Origin of the sequence: Mobilicoccus pelagius NBRC 104925 (assembly GCF_000247995.1) — a bacterium.
Lineage (GTDB): Bacteria > Actinomycetota > Actinomycetes > Actinomycetales > Dermatophilaceae > Mobilicoccus > Mobilicoccus pelagius.
Genome location: NZ_BAFE01000019.1, coordinates 14,888 through 33,631 on the forward strand (window position 1 = coordinate 14,888; position 18,744 = coordinate 33,631).

The 18,744-nt window shown below is 71.9% G+C and carries 15 protein-coding genes and 1 tRNA gene; 11 read left to right on the plus strand and 5 right to left on the minus strand.

The genetic code is table 11. From position 1 onward, the window contains the following. Position 1: 1 nt before the first annotated feature. From fliG to MOPEL_RS03290, 10 genes are all read left to right on the plus strand, one after another. Positions 2-1,021 carry a flagellar motor switch protein FliG gene (gene fliG / locus MOPEL_RS03240; protein ID WP_009481427.1) on the plus strand — a complete coding sequence of 340 codons (1,020 nt, stop codon included), beginning with the start codon at positions 2-4 and terminating at the stop codon, positions 1,019-1,021. Further along, complete coding sequence (locus MOPEL_RS03245; protein ID WP_009481428.1) at positions 1,014-1,745, plus strand: FliH/SctL family protein; 732 nt, start codon at positions 1,014-1,016, stop codon at positions 1,743-1,745. Before fliG ends, MOPEL_RS03245 begins: the two co-directional genes overlap by 8 nt. Next, a complete protein-coding gene (locus tag MOPEL_RS03250) occupies positions 1,742-3,103 on the plus strand; it encodes a FliI/YscN family ATPase (RefSeq protein WP_009481429.1) in 1,362 nt (453 codons plus the stop codon). The genes MOPEL_RS03245 and MOPEL_RS03250 overlap by 4 nt, the downstream gene beginning before the upstream one ends. 112 nt (positions 3,104-3,215) lie before the next feature. Continuing rightward, positions 3,216-3,647: a flagellar FliJ family protein gene (locus MOPEL_RS03255; protein WP_009481430.1), complete on the plus strand. Its 432-nt coding sequence runs from the start codon at positions 3,216-3,218 to the stop codon at positions 3,645-3,647. Then, a complete protein-coding gene (locus MOPEL_RS18050) occupies positions 3,644-5,179 on the plus strand; it encodes a transglycosylase SLT domain-containing protein (RefSeq protein ID WP_009481431.1) in 1,536 nt (511 codons plus the stop codon). The genes MOPEL_RS03255 and MOPEL_RS18050 overlap by 4 nt, the downstream gene beginning before the upstream one ends. Then, a complete protein-coding gene (locus tag MOPEL_RS03270) occupies positions 5,176-7,527 on the plus strand; it encodes a flagellar hook-length control protein FliK (protein WP_009481432.1) in 2,352 nt (783 codons plus the stop codon). The genes MOPEL_RS18050 and MOPEL_RS03270 overlap by 4 nt, the downstream gene beginning before the upstream one ends. Positions 7,528-7,536: 9 nt before the next feature. Then, positions 7,537-8,310, plus strand: a complete 774-nt coding sequence (locus MOPEL_RS03275) for a flagellar hook capping FlgD N-terminal domain-containing protein (RefSeq protein ID WP_009481433.1) — start codon at positions 7,537-7,539, stop codon at positions 8,308-8,310. A gap of 39 nt (positions 8,311-8,349) precedes the next feature. Further along, entirely contained in the window at positions 8,350-9,144 is a 795-nt protein-coding gene (locus MOPEL_RS03280; RefSeq protein ID WP_009481434.1) for a flagellar hook-basal body protein, read from the plus strand. Between the two features lie 149 nt (positions 9,145-9,293). Next, positions 9,294-10,100, plus strand: a complete 807-nt coding sequence (locus tag MOPEL_RS03285; protein WP_009481435.1) for a flagellar hook-basal body protein — start codon at positions 9,294-9,296, stop codon at positions 10,098-10,100. Between the two features lie 333 nt (positions 10,101-10,433). Beyond that, complete coding sequence (locus MOPEL_RS03290; protein WP_009481436.1) at positions 10,434-11,999, plus strand: aspartate:alanine exchanger family transporter; 1,566 nt, start codon at positions 10,434-10,436, stop codon at positions 11,997-11,999. Between the two features lie 54 nt (positions 12,000-12,053). On the opposite strand, the gene MOPEL_RS03295 is transcribed toward MOPEL_RS03290, so the two are convergent. The 3 genes from MOPEL_RS03295 to MOPEL_RS03305 form a co-directional block, all read right to left on the minus strand. Beyond that, a tRNA-Pro gene (locus MOPEL_RS03295) sits at positions 12,054-12,130 on the minus strand. 90 nt (positions 12,131-12,220) lie between these two features. Then, positions 12,221-13,147, minus strand: a complete 927-nt coding sequence (locus MOPEL_RS03300; RefSeq protein ID WP_009481437.1) for a metallophosphoesterase — start codon at positions 13,145-13,147, stop codon at positions 12,221-12,223. A gap of 83 nt (positions 13,148-13,230) precedes the next feature. Then, positions 13,231-15,516 (minus strand): penicillin-binding protein, encoded by a 2,286-nt coding sequence (locus tag MOPEL_RS03305; protein WP_141631156.1) that lies wholly within the window; start codon positions 15,514-15,516, stop codon positions 13,231-13,233. A gap of 370 nt (positions 15,517-15,886) precedes the next feature. On the opposite strand from MOPEL_RS03305, the gene MOPEL_RS03310 reads away from it, so the two are divergent. Next, entirely contained in the window at positions 15,887-16,204 is a 318-nt protein-coding gene (locus MOPEL_RS03310) for a WhiB family transcriptional regulator (RefSeq protein ID WP_009481439.1), read from the plus strand. Between the two features lie 62 nt (positions 16,205-16,266). Here the strand turns inward: MOPEL_RS03310 and bagB are convergent, their stop codons facing one another. Both bagB and bagA read right to left on the minus strand, forming a co-directional pair. Further along, positions 16,267-17,538, minus strand: coding sequence for an ArsA family ATPase (gene bagB / locus MOPEL_RS03315; RefSeq protein ID WP_009481440.1), 1,272 nt, complete (start codon positions 17,536-17,538; stop codon positions 16,267-16,269). Then, the gene (bagA, locus tag MOPEL_RS03320; protein WP_009481441.1) at positions 17,529-18,617 is read right to left on the minus strand and encodes an ATPase BagA; all 1,089 of its coding nucleotides are present in this window, start codon (positions 18,615-18,617) and stop codon (positions 17,529-17,531) included. The genes bagB and bagA overlap by 10 nt, the downstream gene beginning before the upstream one ends. Positions 18,618-18,744: the final 127 nt, after the last annotated feature.

Consider the following 18,744-nt stretch of genomic DNA (forward strand, 5'->3'; position numbering starts at 1 on the left):
CGTGAGCAACGCCGTCGCCCCTCACCTCACCGGACTGCGCAAGGCAGCCATCCTGCTCGTGCAGCTCGGGAAGGACGCCTCGGCGGCCATCCTCAAGTCGCTCCCCGAGCACGAGGTCGAGGCGCTCACCGCGGAGATCGCCCGATTGGAGGGCGTCGACGTCGAGGTCCTCGACGAGGTCCTCGAGGAGTTCCGTGGTCTCGCCAAGGCTCGCCAGTACTACGTGCAGGGCGGTGTGGGATTCGCCGAGGAGATCCTCGTCGCGACGATGGGCAAGGAAAAGGCCCAGGAGATCATGGACCGCCTCACGGCCTCCCTGGTCGAGCTGCCGTTCGAGTTCCTCCGCCGTGTCGACGCCAAGCTCATCCTCAACTATCTCCAGGACGAGCACCCACAGACCATCGCGCTCGTCCTCGCCCACATGGAGTCCGAGCAGGCCGCGATCATCCTCTCCGGCCTCACCTCCGACATGCAGGCCGAGGTCGCGCACCGTCTCGCGATCATGGACCGCACGTCGCCGGAGATCGTCAAGCAGGTCGAGTCCCACCTCGAACGCCGCCTGTCGACCCTCGTGCAGGCGGCCGACTCGACCAAGGTCGGCGGTCTCAAGCCGCTCGTCGAGATCATCAACCAGTCCGACCGCACGACCGAGCGGATGATCCTCGAAGGTCTCGAGAAGCGCGACCTCGAACTCGCCGAACAGGTCCGTGCGCAGATGTTCATGTTCGAGGACATCGTCGGTCTCGAGGACCGCGCCGTGCAGGTCGTCCTCCGCAAGGTCGAGTCGAAGGACCTCGCCGTCGCCCTCAAGGGTGTGCGCGAGGACGTCCGCGAGAAGATCACACGGAACATGTCCGAGCGTGCCGCGCTCGCCCTCGCCGACGAGATCAGCATCCTCGGCCCCGTGCGCCTCAAGCAGGTCGAGGAGGCCCAGGCCGTCGTGATCCGTGCGATCCGCATGCTCGAGGAGGCCGGCGAGATCGTCGTCGCCCGCGGCGGTGGGGACGAGTTCATTGCCTGAGGGACTGCGGTACACGCCGAACCGGACGAGTTACGTCATCCGCGCCGCCGAGGACGACACGTCCCGACCGGCCCGGATGGGCGCCGACCTCACCGCCACCGAGTACGCCCCCGTCGGTGTCGCCGACCCGCGCCTCGTCGACCCCTACCTCGCCGAGGTCGTCGAGAAGGCGAAAGAGCAGGCGCACGCGCAGGGATACGAGGACGGCCGCGCCCAGGGCTTCGAGGCCGGACGCCGCGAGGGCCTCGACCTCATGGCCCAGCAGCAGGCCGAGATCGCCGAACGCGACGCCCGCGAACGCGCCTCCCGCAAAGAGCGCCTCGGGGAGCTCCTCGCGAACGTCGAGAACGCCATCGCCGGTGCCCTCAACTACCAGGCGCCCGCCGTGACGGAGCTGCAGGAGGTCGTCACCGAGCTCGCGGTGCAGATCGCCGAGTCCCTCGTCGGTCACCACCTCGAGGTGGGGGAGTGCACCGCCCGCGACGCCGTCATGCGCGCCCTGTCCCAGGTGCCCCGCCGCGCCACAGTGACCCTGCGCATGAACCCGGCCGACCACGACGACGTCACCGCGATCACCGGCGACATCATGGAGTGGACCGTCGCCGACGTCGTCGCCGACCCCACCGTCGCCCGCGGGGACGCCATCGCAATGGCGACCAACCTCGAGGTGGACGCCTCCCTCGAGGGGGCGCTCGACCGCGTCCGGACGGCGTTGAACGCATGAGCGCCGCCCCGATCCTCGCCTCCGGCGCGTTCGGCGGCGGCATCGAACTGCCCGGCCTCTACGCCGACCTCGCCTCGCAGGCCGCGAGGGCCGCCCGACCCCTCGCCCGCGGACGCGTGACGAGCGCAGTCGGTCTCTCCATCGAGGTCTCCGGCCTCGAGCTCGGCATCGGCGAGGCCGTGAAGATCATCGGCGACCACGGCCCGATCATGGCCGAGGTCGTCGCCCTCGGCGACGGGTACGCCTCGTGCCTGCCCGTCTCCGACCTCCGCGGCGTCCGCTCCGGCAACCCCGTGCTCTCCACCGGGGCGCCGCTCCAGATCCCCGTCGGTCGTGGGCTCCTCGGCCGCGTCGTCAACGCCCTCGGCCAACCGATGGACGACGGCCCCGCCCTCCGCGACGTCGTCCTCACGAGCAGCGACGGCATCCCGCCCCGCGCGATGGACCGTGAACGCATCACCGACCCCATGCCGCTCGGCGTCCGCGCCATCGACACGCTCATCCCCGCCGGCCGCGGCCAGCGCATGGGCATCTTCGCCGGGTCCGGTGTCGGAAAGTCCTCGCTGCTGTCGATGATCGTCCGCGGCACCGAGGCCCCGATCTCCGTCCTCGCCCTCGTCGGCGAGCGTGGCCGTGAGGTGCGAGAGTTCATCGAGGGCGACCTCGGGCCGGAGGGCATGAAGCGGTCCGTCGTCGTCGTCGCGACCTCCGACGAGCCCTCCCTCGTGCGTCTGCGCGCCGCGTTCACCGCGACCCGCATCGCCGAGTGGTTCCGCGACCAGGGGCAGGACGTCATCCTCTGCATGGACTCCGTCACCCGTGTCGCCATGGCGCAGCGCGAGGTCGGCCTCGCAGCCGGCGAGCCGCCCGCCACCCGCGGCTACCCGCCGAGCGTGTTCGGCCTCATGCCGAAGCTCCTCGAACGGGCCGGCATGGCGAAGACCGGGTCGATCACCGCGCTCTACACCGTCCTCGTCGACGGCGACGACCTCACCGACCCCGTCGCCGACAACGTCCGCTCCATCCTCGACGGGCACATCGTCCTCTCCCGCCAGCTCGCCACCCAGGGCCACTTCCCGGCGATCGACGTGCTCGAGTCGATCTCCCGTGTCACCAAGGCCGTGACGAACAAGGAGCAACGCGCCGACGCCACCGTGCTCCGGCAGATGCTCGCCGCCCGCCGCGACGCCAAGGACCTCATCGACATCGGCGCCTACGTCAAGGGCAGCAACCCGACCGTCGACCGCGCCCTCGAGCAGTCGCCCGAGATCGACGCGTTCCTCAAGCAGGACATGGAGGACCTCACACCCGCCGCGACCGCCTGGGAGGAGCTCCACCGCATCGCCGAGAGCGGCTGACGACCCACCTGGCGAGACCACGCGCGCACCGCCGGAACCGCTGTCTCGACCCGCCGGACCACCCCGTCCGACCGGACCGACCCGCCGGATCGACCAGGCCACGGAGGTACCCATGGCGAAGTTCAAGACGCCGTACGACACGCTGCTGCGCGTCCGCCGCATCGAGGAGGACCGCGCCAGGGCCGAGATGGCCGGCGCGTCCATCGCCGAACGCGAGGCCGCAGGCACCCTCGATCGGCGCCGCGCAGACTACCCGAGGCTCGTCCGGCCGCCGGATGCTGAGACGCCGCTCGTCGACTTCCGACGCCACCAGGCCTCCGCCGAGGCCGCCGCCGCGTCCGTCACCCAGGCCACGCAGGCCTACGAATTCGCGCACGAACAGACGGAATCCGCCCGAGAGGCCTTCCGAGCTGCGGCGATGCGCACCCAAGGACTCGAACGGCTCGTCGGACGTGCCCGCGAAGAGCGCCTCGCCGAAATGCTCGACGCGGACCAACGAACCGCCGAAGAGAGTGCGTCCCGGAAAAAGAAAGGACGTCGATGACGATCGACACGAGCAGCCTTGCCGCTGCCCAGGCGCGGGTCACCCAGATCCAGTCGCTGTTCGGCACCCCGGGCGGTCCCTCGACCGCCGCGGTCGGTGCGACGTCGCCGAACGCCGGTGCGTTCCGCGACGCGATGACGCGCGCCCAGGGATCCACGGGGAATGCTGCCGGTCCGGCCTCGACGTCCTCGACCTCCTCCGGTGCGCGGAACGGCGCGGGGAGCCGCGCCTCGACGTCGACGCTCACGGCACCCACCCCCACGGCCCGCACGAGTTCCCCGCAGCGTGCCGCCACCGGGCACACCGAGCGCACCGCCCCCACGCCGACCCGCGCCTCCTCCGGGATCAAGGACGCCGACGCCGTCCTCGCCACGGCGAAGAAGTACCTCGGCATCCCCTACAAGTGGGGCGGCACGAACCCCCGCACGGGCCTCGACTGCTCCGGGTTCGTCCAGCTCGTCATGAAGCAGCACGGCGTCTCCCTGCCGCGCGTCTCCCGTGACCAGGCCCGACAGGGCGTCAAGGTGCCCTCCCTCGCCCAGGCCCGCCCCGGCGACCTCGTCGCGTTCGGCAACCCCGTCCACCACATCGGGATCTACGTCGGCGGCGGCAAGATGATCCACGCGCCGCACACCGGCGACGTCGTGAAGATCAGCAAGGTCCACAAGGACCTCACGGCCATCCGCCGCATCCTCCCCGAGCAGCCCTCGGCCGCGCCGATCGAGACGATCCCCGCCGCCGGCGCCGATCGCACCGCCCGGGCGACCCGCTCGGCCGCGCTCGCCTCCGCGCCGCTGCCCGCCGCCGGAGTGAACACGACGAAGCTCGCCTCCAGCCTGCGCGCCGCCGCCGTATCGCCGACCGCCGTCGACTCCGCGACGTGGCAGGAGGTCGTCGCCGACGCCGTCCGCGACAGCCTCGTCGGCTCCGACGTCGAGAACACCCAGGCCGTCGTCCAGACGGCGCTCGCCGGTCTCGGGCCCGCCACCACGACGTCGTCGACGACGATGCTCGACGCCGCCTCCCGCGCCGCCGCCGCGAACGCCACCCTCGCCGCCGCCGGCGCCGGTGCCGCGACGGACGCCGCACCGCGGGCCGCCCGCACGAGCCTCGCCCCCGACGCCCGCGGCACCCAGGCCCTCGACCAGGCCCCGGCGCGTCTGCAGACCCTCTTCCGCGACGCCGAACGCAAGTACGGCGTGCCCGCGACCCTCCTCGCCGCCGTCGCCAAGCAGGAGAGCGGCTTCAAGACGACCGCCGTGAGCCACGCCGGCGCGCAGGGGCTCATGCAACTCATGCCCGGCACCGCCCGCGGCCTCGGCGTGCGCAACTCCTTCGACCCGGCCCAGGCCGTCGACGGCGCCGCCCGCCTCCTCCGCTCCCACCTGCGCACGTTCGAGTCGACCGAGCTCGCGCTCGCCGCCTACAACGCGGGCGCCGGCGCGGTGCGCAAGTACGACGGCATCCCGCCGTATGCCGAGACACGGAACTACGTCCGCCGCATCATGGCGGGGCTGGGAACATCCGCATGACCGAGATCACCGACGTCACCCGCACGCGTCTGCGTGCGGGCAGCCCCGAGTCGAGTCGCACGACCCCCGCCGTCGAAGGCTTCGGCGACGCGCTCGACGACGCCCTCGACACCGCACCCCCCGCCGAGACGACGCCCACCGCGCCGCGCACCGCCGTGCCCGACCGTCGCGTCGACGACGGTGCCGAATCGACGACCCCGCCCCGGACCGACGGCCGCGTGGGCTCCGACGGTGCCGTCGCCGCGGTATCCACCGACACCGCGGACGAGGTCGCGGGGGGCACCGATCCGCGCGCGGCCGAGGCGGCGTTCGTCCGCCTCACCGAGCGCGGCCCGTGGCACCAGACCCTGCGTCGGGCCGAGACGCCCGATGCGTCGGTGCTCGAGGGTGCCGCCGCCGAGGCCGGTGCACCCGACGTCGACTCGGCCGACGCCGTCTCGACAGCCGAGAGTCCGGCCGCCTCCGGTGCCGCGGGCGCGGGGCGCGACGCCCCGGCGTCGACCGCCGCCACGACGCCCACGTCCCCGGCGTCTGCCGCCCCCGCTCCAGGCGCCACGGCTTCGGCCCCTACCGACTCCGTGACCGCGGGTGCGGAGGAGACCCGGGCCGCGGGAGCGGCGGCCGGTGCCTCTGACGCCGCCTCGCGCGAGACGGCGTCGGGTTCGACCGACGGACTCGTCGACGTCGCGGCCTCCCGCGCCTCCGCCCTCGCCGCGGTGCGGGCAGGGACGCATGCCGCCGTCGCCTCGACGCACGCCGCGTCCGACGAGGCCGGCGCGCCCGCGTCCGGCACCACGGTCGGGAGCGTGTCCACCGAGGCCGACGCCGAGCAGACCTCGGGACCCGCCCCGGTCGCCGCCGGACAGCCCGTGACGACCGGCGCCGCCGCGACGGCGACTGCCTCCGCGACGGCGGGTGCCGCAGCGCAGTCCGCGACGTCGACCACCTCCGTCCGCGCCGGGGCGGCGTCCGCCACGGCCCCGTCGCCGACGCTCGCCCAGGGTGTCGCTCGGGCCTCGGCTCCGGCGATGCCTGCCGGTGTCGTGGACGGGACCGCGCCGGGAGCCGCCTCCTGGGCGGCCTCCTCGGTCGCCTCGCCGACGGGCGAGAGCGCACCCGCCGGTGCCGCGTTCGGCGTCCCGGCGACCTCGGCGGACGCCACGGTCTCCGGCTCGACGAGCGACGACGTCGGCCTCGCGCCCGCCTCGACACCCGGTGGCTCGCGCGCCGCCGCGACGTCGGCGCCCGAGGGCACGGCCACCTCTACCCCCGACGCCTCCGAGGCCACGCCGTCCACGGGCGTCCCCGCCTCGACCGGGCTCGCGGGCGCCTCCACATCCGGCGCGCGCCCCGGCGCACCCGGGGCGCGCGCCGCGGCCGAGGGGGAGACGACCGGTGTCCCGGCGCCGACGACCGGCACCACCGTGTCCGACGACGCCACGACGTCCGATGCAACCGACGTCTCCGACACGTCCGACGTGCCGGGCCTCGTCCGACCTGGGGACGGTCCGGGCCTCCGGCCGCCGCGCCTGCCCGTCGGCGTTCCCACGCCCACCGTGCCTCCGGCCACTCCGGCCGAGGTCCCGGTGACGGCCGTGCGCCCCGAGGTGGCCCCGCGCCTTCCCGAGCCCGAGGACGCAGCCCCGGCACAGCGCGCCCCTGTTCCGGCTCCTGCCGTGCCCCGCGCCGAGACGACGTCGGCCTCCACCTCCGACTCCGGCCGAGACCGCTCCGACGGCTCCGGCACCTCCGGTCAGGCGGCGTCCGCCAACCCCGCCACCCCGCGGGAGACGACCCGCCCCGACGCGGCCGGATTCGTCCAGACCCAGCGGGGATTCACCGCAGCAGCCTCGGCGCCGGTCGCGAGTGCCGCCACACCCGCGCCGCACACCCCGCCGATGGGCGACCAGCTCATGCGCGGCCTCGGCCCGGTGCTGCGCGGCCAGGACGGCTCGTACCAGATCGCGCTCCAGCTCGCCCCCGCCCACCTCGGCAAGGTCGACATCACCCTCGAGATGCGCGGCGGCGAGGTCGCCGTCGTCATGCGGGCCCTCGACAGCCAGGCCCGCGAACTCCTCCGCGACAACGTCGACGCCCTCCGCACCCAACTCGCCGGCATGGGCCTCGACGCCACCTCCATCGACGTCGACTCCGGCGGCTTCGCCGACGGTGGTCGACCCACCTGGCAGGACGCCGCCGACGCACAGGAACGCGCCGCCCGCGCCGCCACCCGCGACGGCAGCGGCTTCGACCTCGACGCCGACACCACCGACCAGCTCACCTATGCCCCTGCCCCGAGGGGAACGGCCACCACCGTCCCCACCGACGCCGACTTCCGGCGTTCCTGAGGAGGACCCATGACCACCCCCGTCACCGGAACCGGCGGCGCCACCGGCGCGACCCCGTCCGACCAGACCTACGTCACCATCACGCAGCCGGACGGCGCCACCATGCGCATCCCGCGGTCCAAGGCGACGTACGACCCCGAGTCCAAGACGTGGGTCTCCAACGTCACCCCCGAGATGACGGCGCAGGCCAACCAGATCAACCGCAAGTACGGCATGGCCCTCGACGCCGACGACTTCATGGGCCTGCTCGTCGCCCAGATGCGGTTCCAGGACCCGAGCAAGCCCGCCGACACGACGGCGATGATGCAGCAGACCGCGTCGATGGCGATGCTCGAACGCGTCAACGAGCTCTCGACGAACGCCGAGGCGATGTCGAAGGCCGTCAAGGACCTCACGAGCAGCAACGACCAACTCATGGCCTACTACGCCGGGCAACGCGTCGAACAGCGAATGTCCACGGCCGTCGGGATGATCGGCGCGAACATCACCTACGCCGACCCGGCCGATGCGTCCAAGACGCTCGCCGGACTCGTGGAATCGGTCAGGTTCTCCGAGTCCGGGCCGATTCTTGTCGTGAACGGCAAGGACGTGCCGCTCGGATCGGTCACCTCGGTGACGTCACCTGCCACGGCATCGACGACCGCCCCCGCGCCCACGACGGGCACCACCGGCTCCGCCCCCTCCGACGGGACCACCACGGCCAAGGACGGCACGACGGGGAGCACCCCCACCGACAGCACCGACAGCACCGGCACCCCCGGTACCCCCGGTACCCCTGCGTAACAGTCCTCGGGCCTCGGCTCGAGAAGGAGGACTCTTCTCATGATCCGTTCCATGTGGTCGGCCGTATCCGGTCTGCGCAACCACCAGATCTACCTCGACGTCACCGGAAACAACATCGCGAACGTCAACACCCACGGCTACAAGTCGACCCGCGCGGTCTTCGAGGACAGCCTCAGCCAGACCGTCCGCAACGCCTCGGCCCCCAGCACCGCGGGTGGCCAGAACCCGACGCAGGTCGGCCTGGGCGTGCGCCTCGGTCAGATCTCGGGTGACTTCAAGCAGGGTGGTCTGCAGGTCACCAACGTGCCCACCGACATGGCGATCCAGGGTGACGGCTTCTTCCAGGTCAAGCGCGGCGAGCAGACGCTCTACACCCGCAACGGTGCTTTCTCGCTCGACAAGGCCGGCGACCTCGTCACCGGCGACGGCAGCTACGTGCAGAGCGCGGACGGCGACAAGATCACCATCAGCTCCGAGGAGTACACCTCGTGGCAGGTCGCCCCCAACGGCGTCATCACCGGCTTCAACGACGCCAACCCGGAGGGCACGCCGATCGCGACGATCGCCCTGGCCAAGTTCAACAACCCGCAGGGCATGGACCGCGTCGGCGGTTCGATGTTCCGCCCGACGCTGAACTCCGGTGATGCGATCGTCGGCGAGCCCGACTCCGAGGGTCGCGGTCAGATCATCCAGAACACGCTGGAACTCTCGAACGTCGACCTCGCCGGCGAGTTCACGAACCTCATCATGGCCCAGCGTGGCTTCCAGGCGAACTCCAAGGTCGTCACCGCCTCCGACGAGGTCCTCAACGACCTCATCAACATGAAGCGCTGACCCGGTCGGATCCTCGCCGGTCTTCGGACCCTGCGTCGACGCTGCCATGTCGACCTCGGCCACCGCGTGCGGTGGCCCGCGGCCGGTGCGCTCGCCCACGAGCGCACCGGCCGTCCCCACGACGAAACGCTGGAGAAAAGAGCCCCTGCATGTTCCGTGCCGCCGATTCCGCGATCTCCGGGATGCGCCAGCATCAGATCTTCATCGACGTCACCGGCAACAACGTCGCCAACGTCAACACCGACGGGTACAAGGTCGACCGGGCGATGTTCGAGGACCGCCTGTCCCAGATCGCCCGCGGCGCGAACATCACCCCACCGCCCCAGCCCAACGGCGCGATCAACCCGGCGATGCTCGGCCTCGGCGTGGTCACCCGCGCGATTCAGGGCGAGTTCCACCAGGGGTCGTTCATCACGACGAACAAGCCCACCGACGTCGCCATCGGCGGAGCCGGCTACTTCGTCCTCCAGAGCGGCAACGAGCGCACCTACACCCGCAACGGCAACTTCAACCTCGACGCGAACGGCACCTTGCGCGCCGGCGACGGCAAGACCGTCCTCGGCGTCGACAACCGGCCGATCCGCATCCCCAACCCGTCGGCCACCCCGTCGAGCTTCGCCCTCGACCAGCGTGGTCGTGTGCTCGGTCAGGATGCCCGAGGCCAGCAGGTCGTCCTCGGGCAGATCCAGATCGCGCGATTCGCCAACGACGCCGGTCTGGAACGCATCGGCAACACCGACTTCAAGCAGACCACCGCCTCGGGCGCGCCCCAGGCCGGCTCGGGCGGGACCGGCGGACGCGGCGAGATCTACGCCGGCGTCGTCGAGGCGAGCAACGTCGACCTCGGCCGCGAACTCACCAACCTCATCCTCGCCCAGCGCGGTCTGTCGGCGAACTCCAAGGTCCTCTCGACGATGGACGAGCTCGCCGACTCGGTCAACCAGATCCGCCGCTGACCCCGCGCCGCACGGACGCCACGCCCCGCCACGGGATCGTGGTGTCCGTGTGTCCGTGTGTCCGTGACACCCGACGTGTCCTCGACGCCCTCACCCGGGTCGCCCCCATCGCGGTGTTCCTCCTCGCGATCACCGTCGTCGCCGAGATCTGCGACCGGGCGGGCGTCTTCGACGTCGCCGCCCGCGGCCGTGGGTGTCCCCGCGCGGCTCCTCACCGTCCTCGTCGTCACGGCCGCGACGGTGACGATCGCCCTCGTGTGATCGAGGTCTCGCCCTCGGGCGGGCCGGGCGCACAATGGTCCGACCAACGTTCGACTCGACCTCGGGACGGCCATGCTCGACTTCCTCGCCGCCGACCACCTGTTCACGATCATGCTCGTCCTCACGACGGGCGCCCTGCTCGGTCAGGTGAAGTTCGGCCCCCTCCGCTTCGGTGCCGCCGGGGCCCTTTTCATGGGTCTCGTCATCGGGGCCTTCGATCCGCGCTTCGGCGCGGGGAACGACCTCGTCAAGAGCCTCGGCGTCGTCCTCTTCTGCTACACCGTGGGGCTCGCCGCGGGGTCGACGTTCCTCTCCGACCTGCGACGCCAGTGGTCACTCATGGCCGCCGGGGTCGCGGGGCTCGGCGTCATGGCGGCGGTCGCCGCGGGCCTCGGACACCTGCTCGGGCTCACGTCGGCACACGTCGCCGGCCTCTACGCCGGTGCGCTCACCTCGCCCGCGATCGACGCCGCCATCACCGCCACCGACGGCGACGGCGCCACCCTCGTCGGCTACGCCCTCGCCTACCCGACCGGCGTGATCCTCGGCATGATCATGGTCGCCGTCGTCGTGGGGCGGCGCTGGCCCGGCACGAAGGACACCCCCTCCCTCGCCGAGGCGGGTCTCACCGCCGTCACGGCCCGGGTGGAGAACGACATCCCCATCGAGGACGTCCCCGGGTTCACGGAGCAGATCGTCAAGTTCAGCTACCTCGAACGCGAGGGTGTCGTGCGGGTCGCGCGCGGGCGGGGCTCGTTCCTCGCCGGTGACCGGGTACTCGTCATCGGCTCGCCGGACGACGTGGAGCGGGCCGTCGCGGCCCTCGGCCACGTCGACACCGAGGCGTCCCTCACGGACCACCGCCGGGTCGTCGACTTTCGTCGCTTCCTCGTGAGTTCGCCGCACGTCGTCGGACGCCCGCTGGGGGAGCTCGACGTACACGGCCGTCTCCGTGGGGTCGTCACCCGCGTGCGCCGGGGCGACCTCGACATGCTCGCCCGCGACGACCTCGTCCTCCAGCCGGGTGACCGAGTGCTCGCCGTCGTGCCGCGCGAGTCGCTCGGGGAGGCGACGAACTTCTTCGGCGACTCCGAGCGGCACGTGAGTCAGGTCGACGCGTTGACGATGGGGCTCGGCATCGCTCTCGGCCTCCTCGCCGGGGCGGTACGGCTGCCGTTGGGAGGCGGGATCGTCTTCCAGCTCGGCGCGGCCGCGGGACCCCTCGTCGTCGGGATGGTGCTCGGGTCGCTCCACCGCACGGGCCCGTTCCGGTGGGATCTGCCGCAGCAGGTCGCCGGCACGCTCCGTCAGCTCGGCCTCATGATCTTCCTCGCGTGCGTCGGTCTCGCGTCGGGGCCGGCCTTCCTCGCCGAGGCGTTCACGCTCGAGGGCCTGGCGATCGTCGTCGTCGCCGGTGCCTCGATGTTCGTCGGGGGAGTGCTCGTGTTCCTCGCCGCCCGCCTCATCGGCCTCTCGGCGCAGCGGGCGACGGGCGGGTTCGCCGGGTGGGTCGGCCAGCCCGCGATCCTCGCGTTCGCGAACTCCCGCGTCAACGACGAACGGATCGACTCGGCCTACGGCGCCCTCTTCGCGCTCGGCACGATCGTCAAGATCCTCCTCGTGCAGGTCCTCGCCTGAGAGGGGTGGACATGAGAACGGCTCCTGACCTGGTGGTCAGGAGCCGTTCTCGTGTGGTCGGGGTGACAGGATTTGAACCTGCGGCCTCTTCGTCCCGAACGAAGCGCGCTACCAAGCTGCGCCACACCCCGAAGCCCTCGTGAGGGCGACCGCCTCACTTTAGCCGACACCGGCGCCGATCGCCGAATCGGGGGCCGTCACGACCTCGTCGGCGCAGGCCGTCAGGGTCGGGGGACGAGGGTGAGGAGGCTCGCCTCGGGGCGGCACGCGAACCGGATCGGGGCGTACGGCGACGTGCCGAGTCCCGCCGAGACGTGCAGCCACGCCGCATCGTCGGGTGCCTGCGCCGAGTCGACGCCGTTCGCGCCCGGCCACCAGCGGGAGACGCCCTTGACGCGCTGCCGGTCGATGTCGCAGTTCGTGACGATCGCGCCGTAGAACGGCACCGCGAGCTGCCCGCCGTGCGTGTGCCCCGCGAGGACGAGATCCGCACCGTCCGCCGTCATCGCGTCGAGGACGCGCGTGTACGGCGCGTGCACGACCCCCATCGTGAGGTCGGCCCGCGGATCGGCAGGCCCCGCCACCTCGTCGTACCGGTCGTAGTGCAGATGCGGGTCGTCGACCCCGACGAGCTCGACGTCGAGACCGCGCACGCTCATGCGACCGCGCGCGTTCGTGAGATCGACCCAGCCCGAGTCACGCAGCTCCCCGACGAGGACGTCGGTGGGCAGGCGCGGCGTCCGCGGCTTCGGCTTCTTGCGGACGAGGTAGTCGACGGGATTCTTGCGGCCCGGCGCGAAGTAGTCGTTCGACCCGAGGACGAACGCCCCCGGCAACCCACGGAACGGTTCGAGCGCCTCCATGAGCGGCCCGATCGACTCCGGATGGGCGATGTTGTCGCCGGTGTTGATCACCGCGTCTGGTTCGAGCTCGGCGAGGGAGGAGATCCACGCACGCTTGCGCCGCTGCGTCGGCAGGAGATGCGCGTCGGCGAGGTGGAGGACGTCGATCGGCCCCCGACCAACAGGAAGCACGGGCAGGACGTACCTGCGGAGCGTGAACGCGTTGCGCTCGACGAGGGAGCCGTACGCGACGGCACCCGCACCGGCGAGCCCGGTGGAGACGGCGGCTGAGGTGAGCGTGTGCATCGCGCCCAGTCTCCCAGAAGATGCGACCGGACCCACCATCGACGGTGGGGCCGGTCGCATCCATGACGGACGGTCGGGAGGGGTTACTGGGCGCGTCCACCCGCCGACAGTGTGAGCGTCACCGTGGAACCGACCTGGGCCTGGCCTGCGCCGGCCGGGGACGTCTTCGCGACGGCACCCGGGGCGACGGCCGCGGACGACTCCTGCTTGTCGGCGACCTCGACGGTGAACCCGGCCTCCTCGAGGATCTTCGTCGCCGACTCGCGGCTGCGGCCGACGACGTCGGGGACCGTCATCTGGCGGCCGTGCTTCTTGGCCTCCTCGGGGGAGGAGTCGAGGCGGCGGAACTCCTGCGGTTTCATGCCCTTGCTGGCCGACGACATGATCTGGCGCCACAGCGGGGCCGCGACCGTGCCGCCGTAGGCGTGGACGGAACGCTGCGTGTACGGCGTGCCGTACCAGACTGCGGACGCGAGCTGCGGGGTGTACCCGGCGAACCACGTCTCGGTGCTGTTGTCGGCCGTACCCGTCTTGCCCGCTGCGGGCCGATCCAGCGCCGCCTTGCGACCGGTGCCGCCCTCGCGGAGGACGCCCGTGAGGATCTTCGTCGTGTCGTAGGCGACCTTGGGCTCCACCGCCCGACGGCACTTGTTCTCCCCCACCGGCAGCTCGGTGCCGTCGAACGCGATGACGCTCTCGACGGGCCGCGGCTCGCAGTAGACGCCGCCGGCGGCGAGCGTCGCGTACGACGCGGCGAGGGTGAGGGGTGAGGCGTTGTCGGCGCCGAGCACGGTGGCGGCGATGCCGCCGACGCCGTAGTCCTTGCCGTCGGCGCGGGTGAGGCCCATCTTCTTCATCGTCTCGCGCTCGGCGCAGATGCCGACCTTGGTGGCGAGCTGCGCGAAGGCGGTGTTGATCGACTTGACCGTCGCCTCGCGCAGCGTCGTCATGCCGTGCTCCTCGCCCTCGGCGTTGTACGGGGCGAAGTAGCGGTCGATGACGCCACACTTCTCACCGCCGAACCGCTTTCCGGAGATGTGCGTGCCGTCCGGCGGGGCGTAGAAGGAGCTGTTCGCCGTCATGCCCTGTTCGAGAGCGGTGACGACGCCGTACACCTTGGCCGTCGACCCGATCTGGAACCCGCCGGAGGCGCCGTACTTCTGGTCGACGGACCAGTTGACGCTCGTCTTGCCGGGGCCACCGACGAGGTCCCACGTCGTGTTCTGGCCGATGGCGAGCACGCGTCCCGTGCCCGGCTCGACGACGGCCGCGGCGGCACCGCGGCGCGCCGCGTTGGCCGGCGGGACGCGGGCGGCGAGGACCTTTGTCGTGTACTTCGTGAGCTCGGGGTCGAACGTCGTGCGGATGTTGAGCCCGCCGTAGAAGAGCTGCTTCTCGCGCTCCTGTTGGGTCTTGCCGAGGGCCGGCTGGTCGAGCAGCCAGTTGACGACGTAGTAGCAGACGTAGGGGTCGGTGGCCGACGGGCACGAGGGCTTGAGCGGCTGCGTGTCGAGCCCGAGGGGGGCGTTCCTGGCCCGCTTCATGCGCGCGAGGCTGATGTAGCCCTGGTCGTGCATCGCCTCGAGGACGGCGGCTCGACGCGCGATGGCCCGCTTGGGGTTGTTGATCGGGTCGGCCGTGCTGGGGTTCTGCGCGAGGCCCGCGATCATCGCCGCCTGCGGCAGGGTGAGCTTGGCGGCCGACGTGTTGTAGTACCGGTGCGCGGCCGCCTCGACGCCGTAGGCCGCGGCGCCGTAGTAGACGATGTTGAGGTAGCCCTCGAGGATCTGGTCCTTGCTGCGCCGCTGTTCCATCGAGATGGCGTACTTCATCTCCTGGATCTTGCGGACGTACCCGGCGATGCCGGCACGGGCCTGTGCCGCCTCGGCAGCCTCCTCGTCGCCGTTCTGCCGGGCGGTGGTGACGAGCAACTGCTTGACGTACTGCTGGGTGAGCGTGGACGCGCCTTGCTTGTCGCCGCCTCGGGCGGCCGCGGCGATCGACCGGAGGATGCCCTTGCCGTCGATGCCGCCGTGCTCGTAGAAGCGCCGGTCCTCGATCGCGACCTGCGCCTTCTGCATGTCCTCGGAGATCTGGTCGAGGGGCACGACCAGGCGGTTCTCCTTGTACAACGTCGCGATGACGGAGCCGTCGGAGGCGAGGATGCGCGACTGCTGAGCGAGCGGTGAGGACGTGAACTGCGCGGGCAACGCGTCGAACGCGGTGACCACCGACTTGGTCGACATGCCCGCGAGACCCGCGACGGGCATGAAGATGCCCGCGGCCAGCAGGCCGAGCACGGTCGAGGCCGCGACGAAGGCCGCGAGGAGCCTCGCGACGGAGGTCGCATCACCCTGACGTCTGTTCATGCGCACCAGGGTAGTCGGACATGTCGACAGCCCTACTGCGTCACCACGCCGCGCGGCCCACCTCGACGGAACTGTCGGGCGACGCGCCGCCGGGCGTCGGGTCGCGTGTCAAGCGGGGAGTCGATATGCTAAAAGCGCCCGAAAAGAGCGTTTTAGGTGACGCAGGACCGAAGATCCAGTCCTTTCGGGTGGAAAGGAACCATCCTCCCGGGGGATCGCGCCGCCTCGCCTGCGCTTCTTACCGTGGAGCCACGGAGCCCGACCGGCTCGTGGTGCGCCGATGACGTCGAACCACTACGAAACCGGCCGGCGGGTGACGATCGAGACAGTGCAACCGCTCTTTCACGGGTCGCCGACGCAAGGACGAACAATGACGATCACATCAACGCCGATGCGGCGTCGTCAGTCTGACTGGGTGGAGGACTGGACCCCCCTGGCAGGCTGTCGCACCTCCGAGCCCGACGAACTCTTCGTACAGGGTGCGGCACAGCAGCAGGCCAAGCGCGTCTGCCTCAAGTGCCCCGTCGTCGCCGAATGTCTCGCCGACGCCCTCGACCACCGGGCCGAGTTCGGCGTCTGGGGCGGGATGACGGAACGCGAGCGGCGCGCGATCCTCCGCCGCCACCCCGGAGTGACCTCCTGGAAGGAACTCTTCCAGCGCGCACGGTCCGACGAACGAGGCGAATGATCTCGAGGCCGCCCCGGCACCCAAGCGCCGATGAGGGCGGCCTCTTTCGTGCCTCCGTCGCGTCAGGCTCCGGCGTCCTCGCTGTTCGAGCCGCCGAGGGCGGCGCCGATCGTGCGCAGGCCGTCGAGGTCGTGGACGTCCGTGGCGGCCACCTGTACGCGCACGAGGGGGATGCCGGGGTAGCGGGCCGCGAACTCACGGCTGAGCCGCTCGTGACGCCGGGCCTCGGCGGCCGCGCGGGCGTGGACCTCGAGCAGCTCGGCCGTGACGTCGGCCGCGCCGGGGGTGGGGGCCGCATCCGTGGCCTCGGCTCGGTCGCGCAACGTCTCGGCCGCCCGGAGCGCGGCGTCGGCGGACACGGCCTCGGTGCGGGCGTGGGCCATGCGGTTGACGACGACGCCGGCGAGCGGCATCCCGTCGGCGGCGAGTCGGTCGAGGAAGTACCCGGCCTCGCGGAGCGCGTCGCGTTCGGGGGCGGCGACGACGACGAACGCCGTCTCGGGCTGCCGGAGGAGCGAGTACGTGTGGTCGGCGCGTTCGCGGAACCCGCCGAACATCGTGTCGAGCGCGGCGACGAGGCCACGGACGTCGTCGAGCATCGACGCGCCGAGGATCTTGGAGAGCACGCCCGACGCCATGCCGATGCCCGCACCGACGACCTTCGTGTAGGCGCGTCCGCCGGCCTTCGCGGGGGCAAGGAGCAGACGGATGAACCGGCCGTCGAGGAACGACCCGAGCCGTGAGGGGGCGTCGAGGAAGTCGAGTGCGGAGCGGGAGGGCGGGGTGTCGACGACGACGAGATCCCATCGGGGCGCGCCGTCGGGGCCGGTGAGCTCCCGGAGCTGCCCGAGCTTCTCCATCGCCATGTACTCCTGGGTGCCGGCGAAGGAGCTGGAGAGGGCCTCGTAGAAGGGGTTGGCGAGGATCTGCTCCGCCTTCTCGGGGGTGGCATGCGCCTGGACGACCTCGTCGAACGTGCGCTTCATGTCGAGCATCATCGCCTCGAGCGTGCCGCCCTCCGCGTCGTCGAGACCGGTGACGAGGCGGGGGGAGTCGTCGAGGTCGGTGAGGCCGAGGGACTGGGCGAGCCGGCGGGCAGGGTCGATCGTGAGGACGGCGACGCGCCGACCCTGCTCGGCGGCGCGGACGGCGAGGGCCGCGGCCGTCGTCGTCTTGCCGACGCCGCCCGACCCGCAGCAGACGACGATGTGGACGCCGGGGTCGCGCAGGACGGTGTCGACGTCGAGGCGCGGGTGGTCATCGGTGCCGTCGAGGCGTCGACGGGTCACGCCGTCGGGGCTTCGGCCGGGGCCGGGGATGGAGGTCACTGCCATACCGCCTGTTCCGCGAGCTGCTGGGCGAGGATGCGCACACCCCCGGGGTCGGCCCCGCCTGCGACGCGGGGGAGGACGTAGAGGGGGCGGCCGAGGTCGGCGAGCACGGTGAGGAGCTCGTTCTCGAGGTCGATCCGTTCGGCGTGGTCGCGCGCCTGCGCGAGGAGCGCGTCGACGACGTCGTCCGTCCCGGGGAGTCCGGCGCTCTCGAGGGCCGCGCCGATCTCCGCGCGTCTGGCGTCGTCGCGGGCGCTGCCCGCGTGCTCGTCGCCGGTGAGGGCGGCGAGGGTCTCGGGGGAGAGGATCTCGTCGCGGGCCTGGTTGACGACGACGGCGCCGACGGGCACCTGGATGCCGGCGAGTTCGGCGACGGCGTCGACGGTCTCCTGGACGGGCATGTCCTCGAGCAGCGTCGTGAGGTGGACGACGGCGGTGCCGGAGCGGAGCATCCGCGTGATCGAGTCCGCCTGCCCCCGGATCGGGCCGACCTTCGCGAGCTCGGCGACCTCCTCGTTGACGTTGAGGACGTGACCGATGCGGCCGGTGGGCGGTGCGTCGAGGACGACCGCGTCGTACGCCCACGGGGGACCGGCCTGGGTGCCGCCCTGGCGGTGGCGACGCACCGACTCGTAGACCTTGCCGACGACGAGGACGTCACGCACGCCGGGGGCGACGGTCGTCGCGAAGTCGATCGCACCGGTGCGTTCGAGGACGGAGCCCGCCCGGCCGAGCTTGTAGAAGATGTCGAGGTACTCGAGGAGGGCGGCCTTGACCTCGACGGACAGGCCCCAGATCTCGCCTCCGCCGGAGACCCGCATGAGGAGACGCTCCTCCTTCGACAGCGGCGGCACGTCGAGCACCTGGCTGATGCCCTGGCGCCCCTCGACCTCGACGAGGAGGATGCGTCGACCGAGGCTCGCGAGGGTGAGGGCGAGGGCGGCGGCGACCGTCGTCTTGCCGGTGCCTCCCTTGCCGGTGACGACGTGGAGCCGGACCCCCGGCCAGTCGGGCGTGGTGACCTCCCCGTCGGCGTCGGCGGTATCGAGAGGGCCGTCGGGGATCGGGGGTGGGGCGTCCATGCCTTCACTGTAGGAACCGCCCGGGCCCGCCGCAGCCGGTGACGGGGTTCGTCGTGTCTCACGCCGGCGCGTGCCCCGAGCGACCGGGACGCTCGGGTCGCGGACGGGCGGTCGGGTCGCCGCTCGG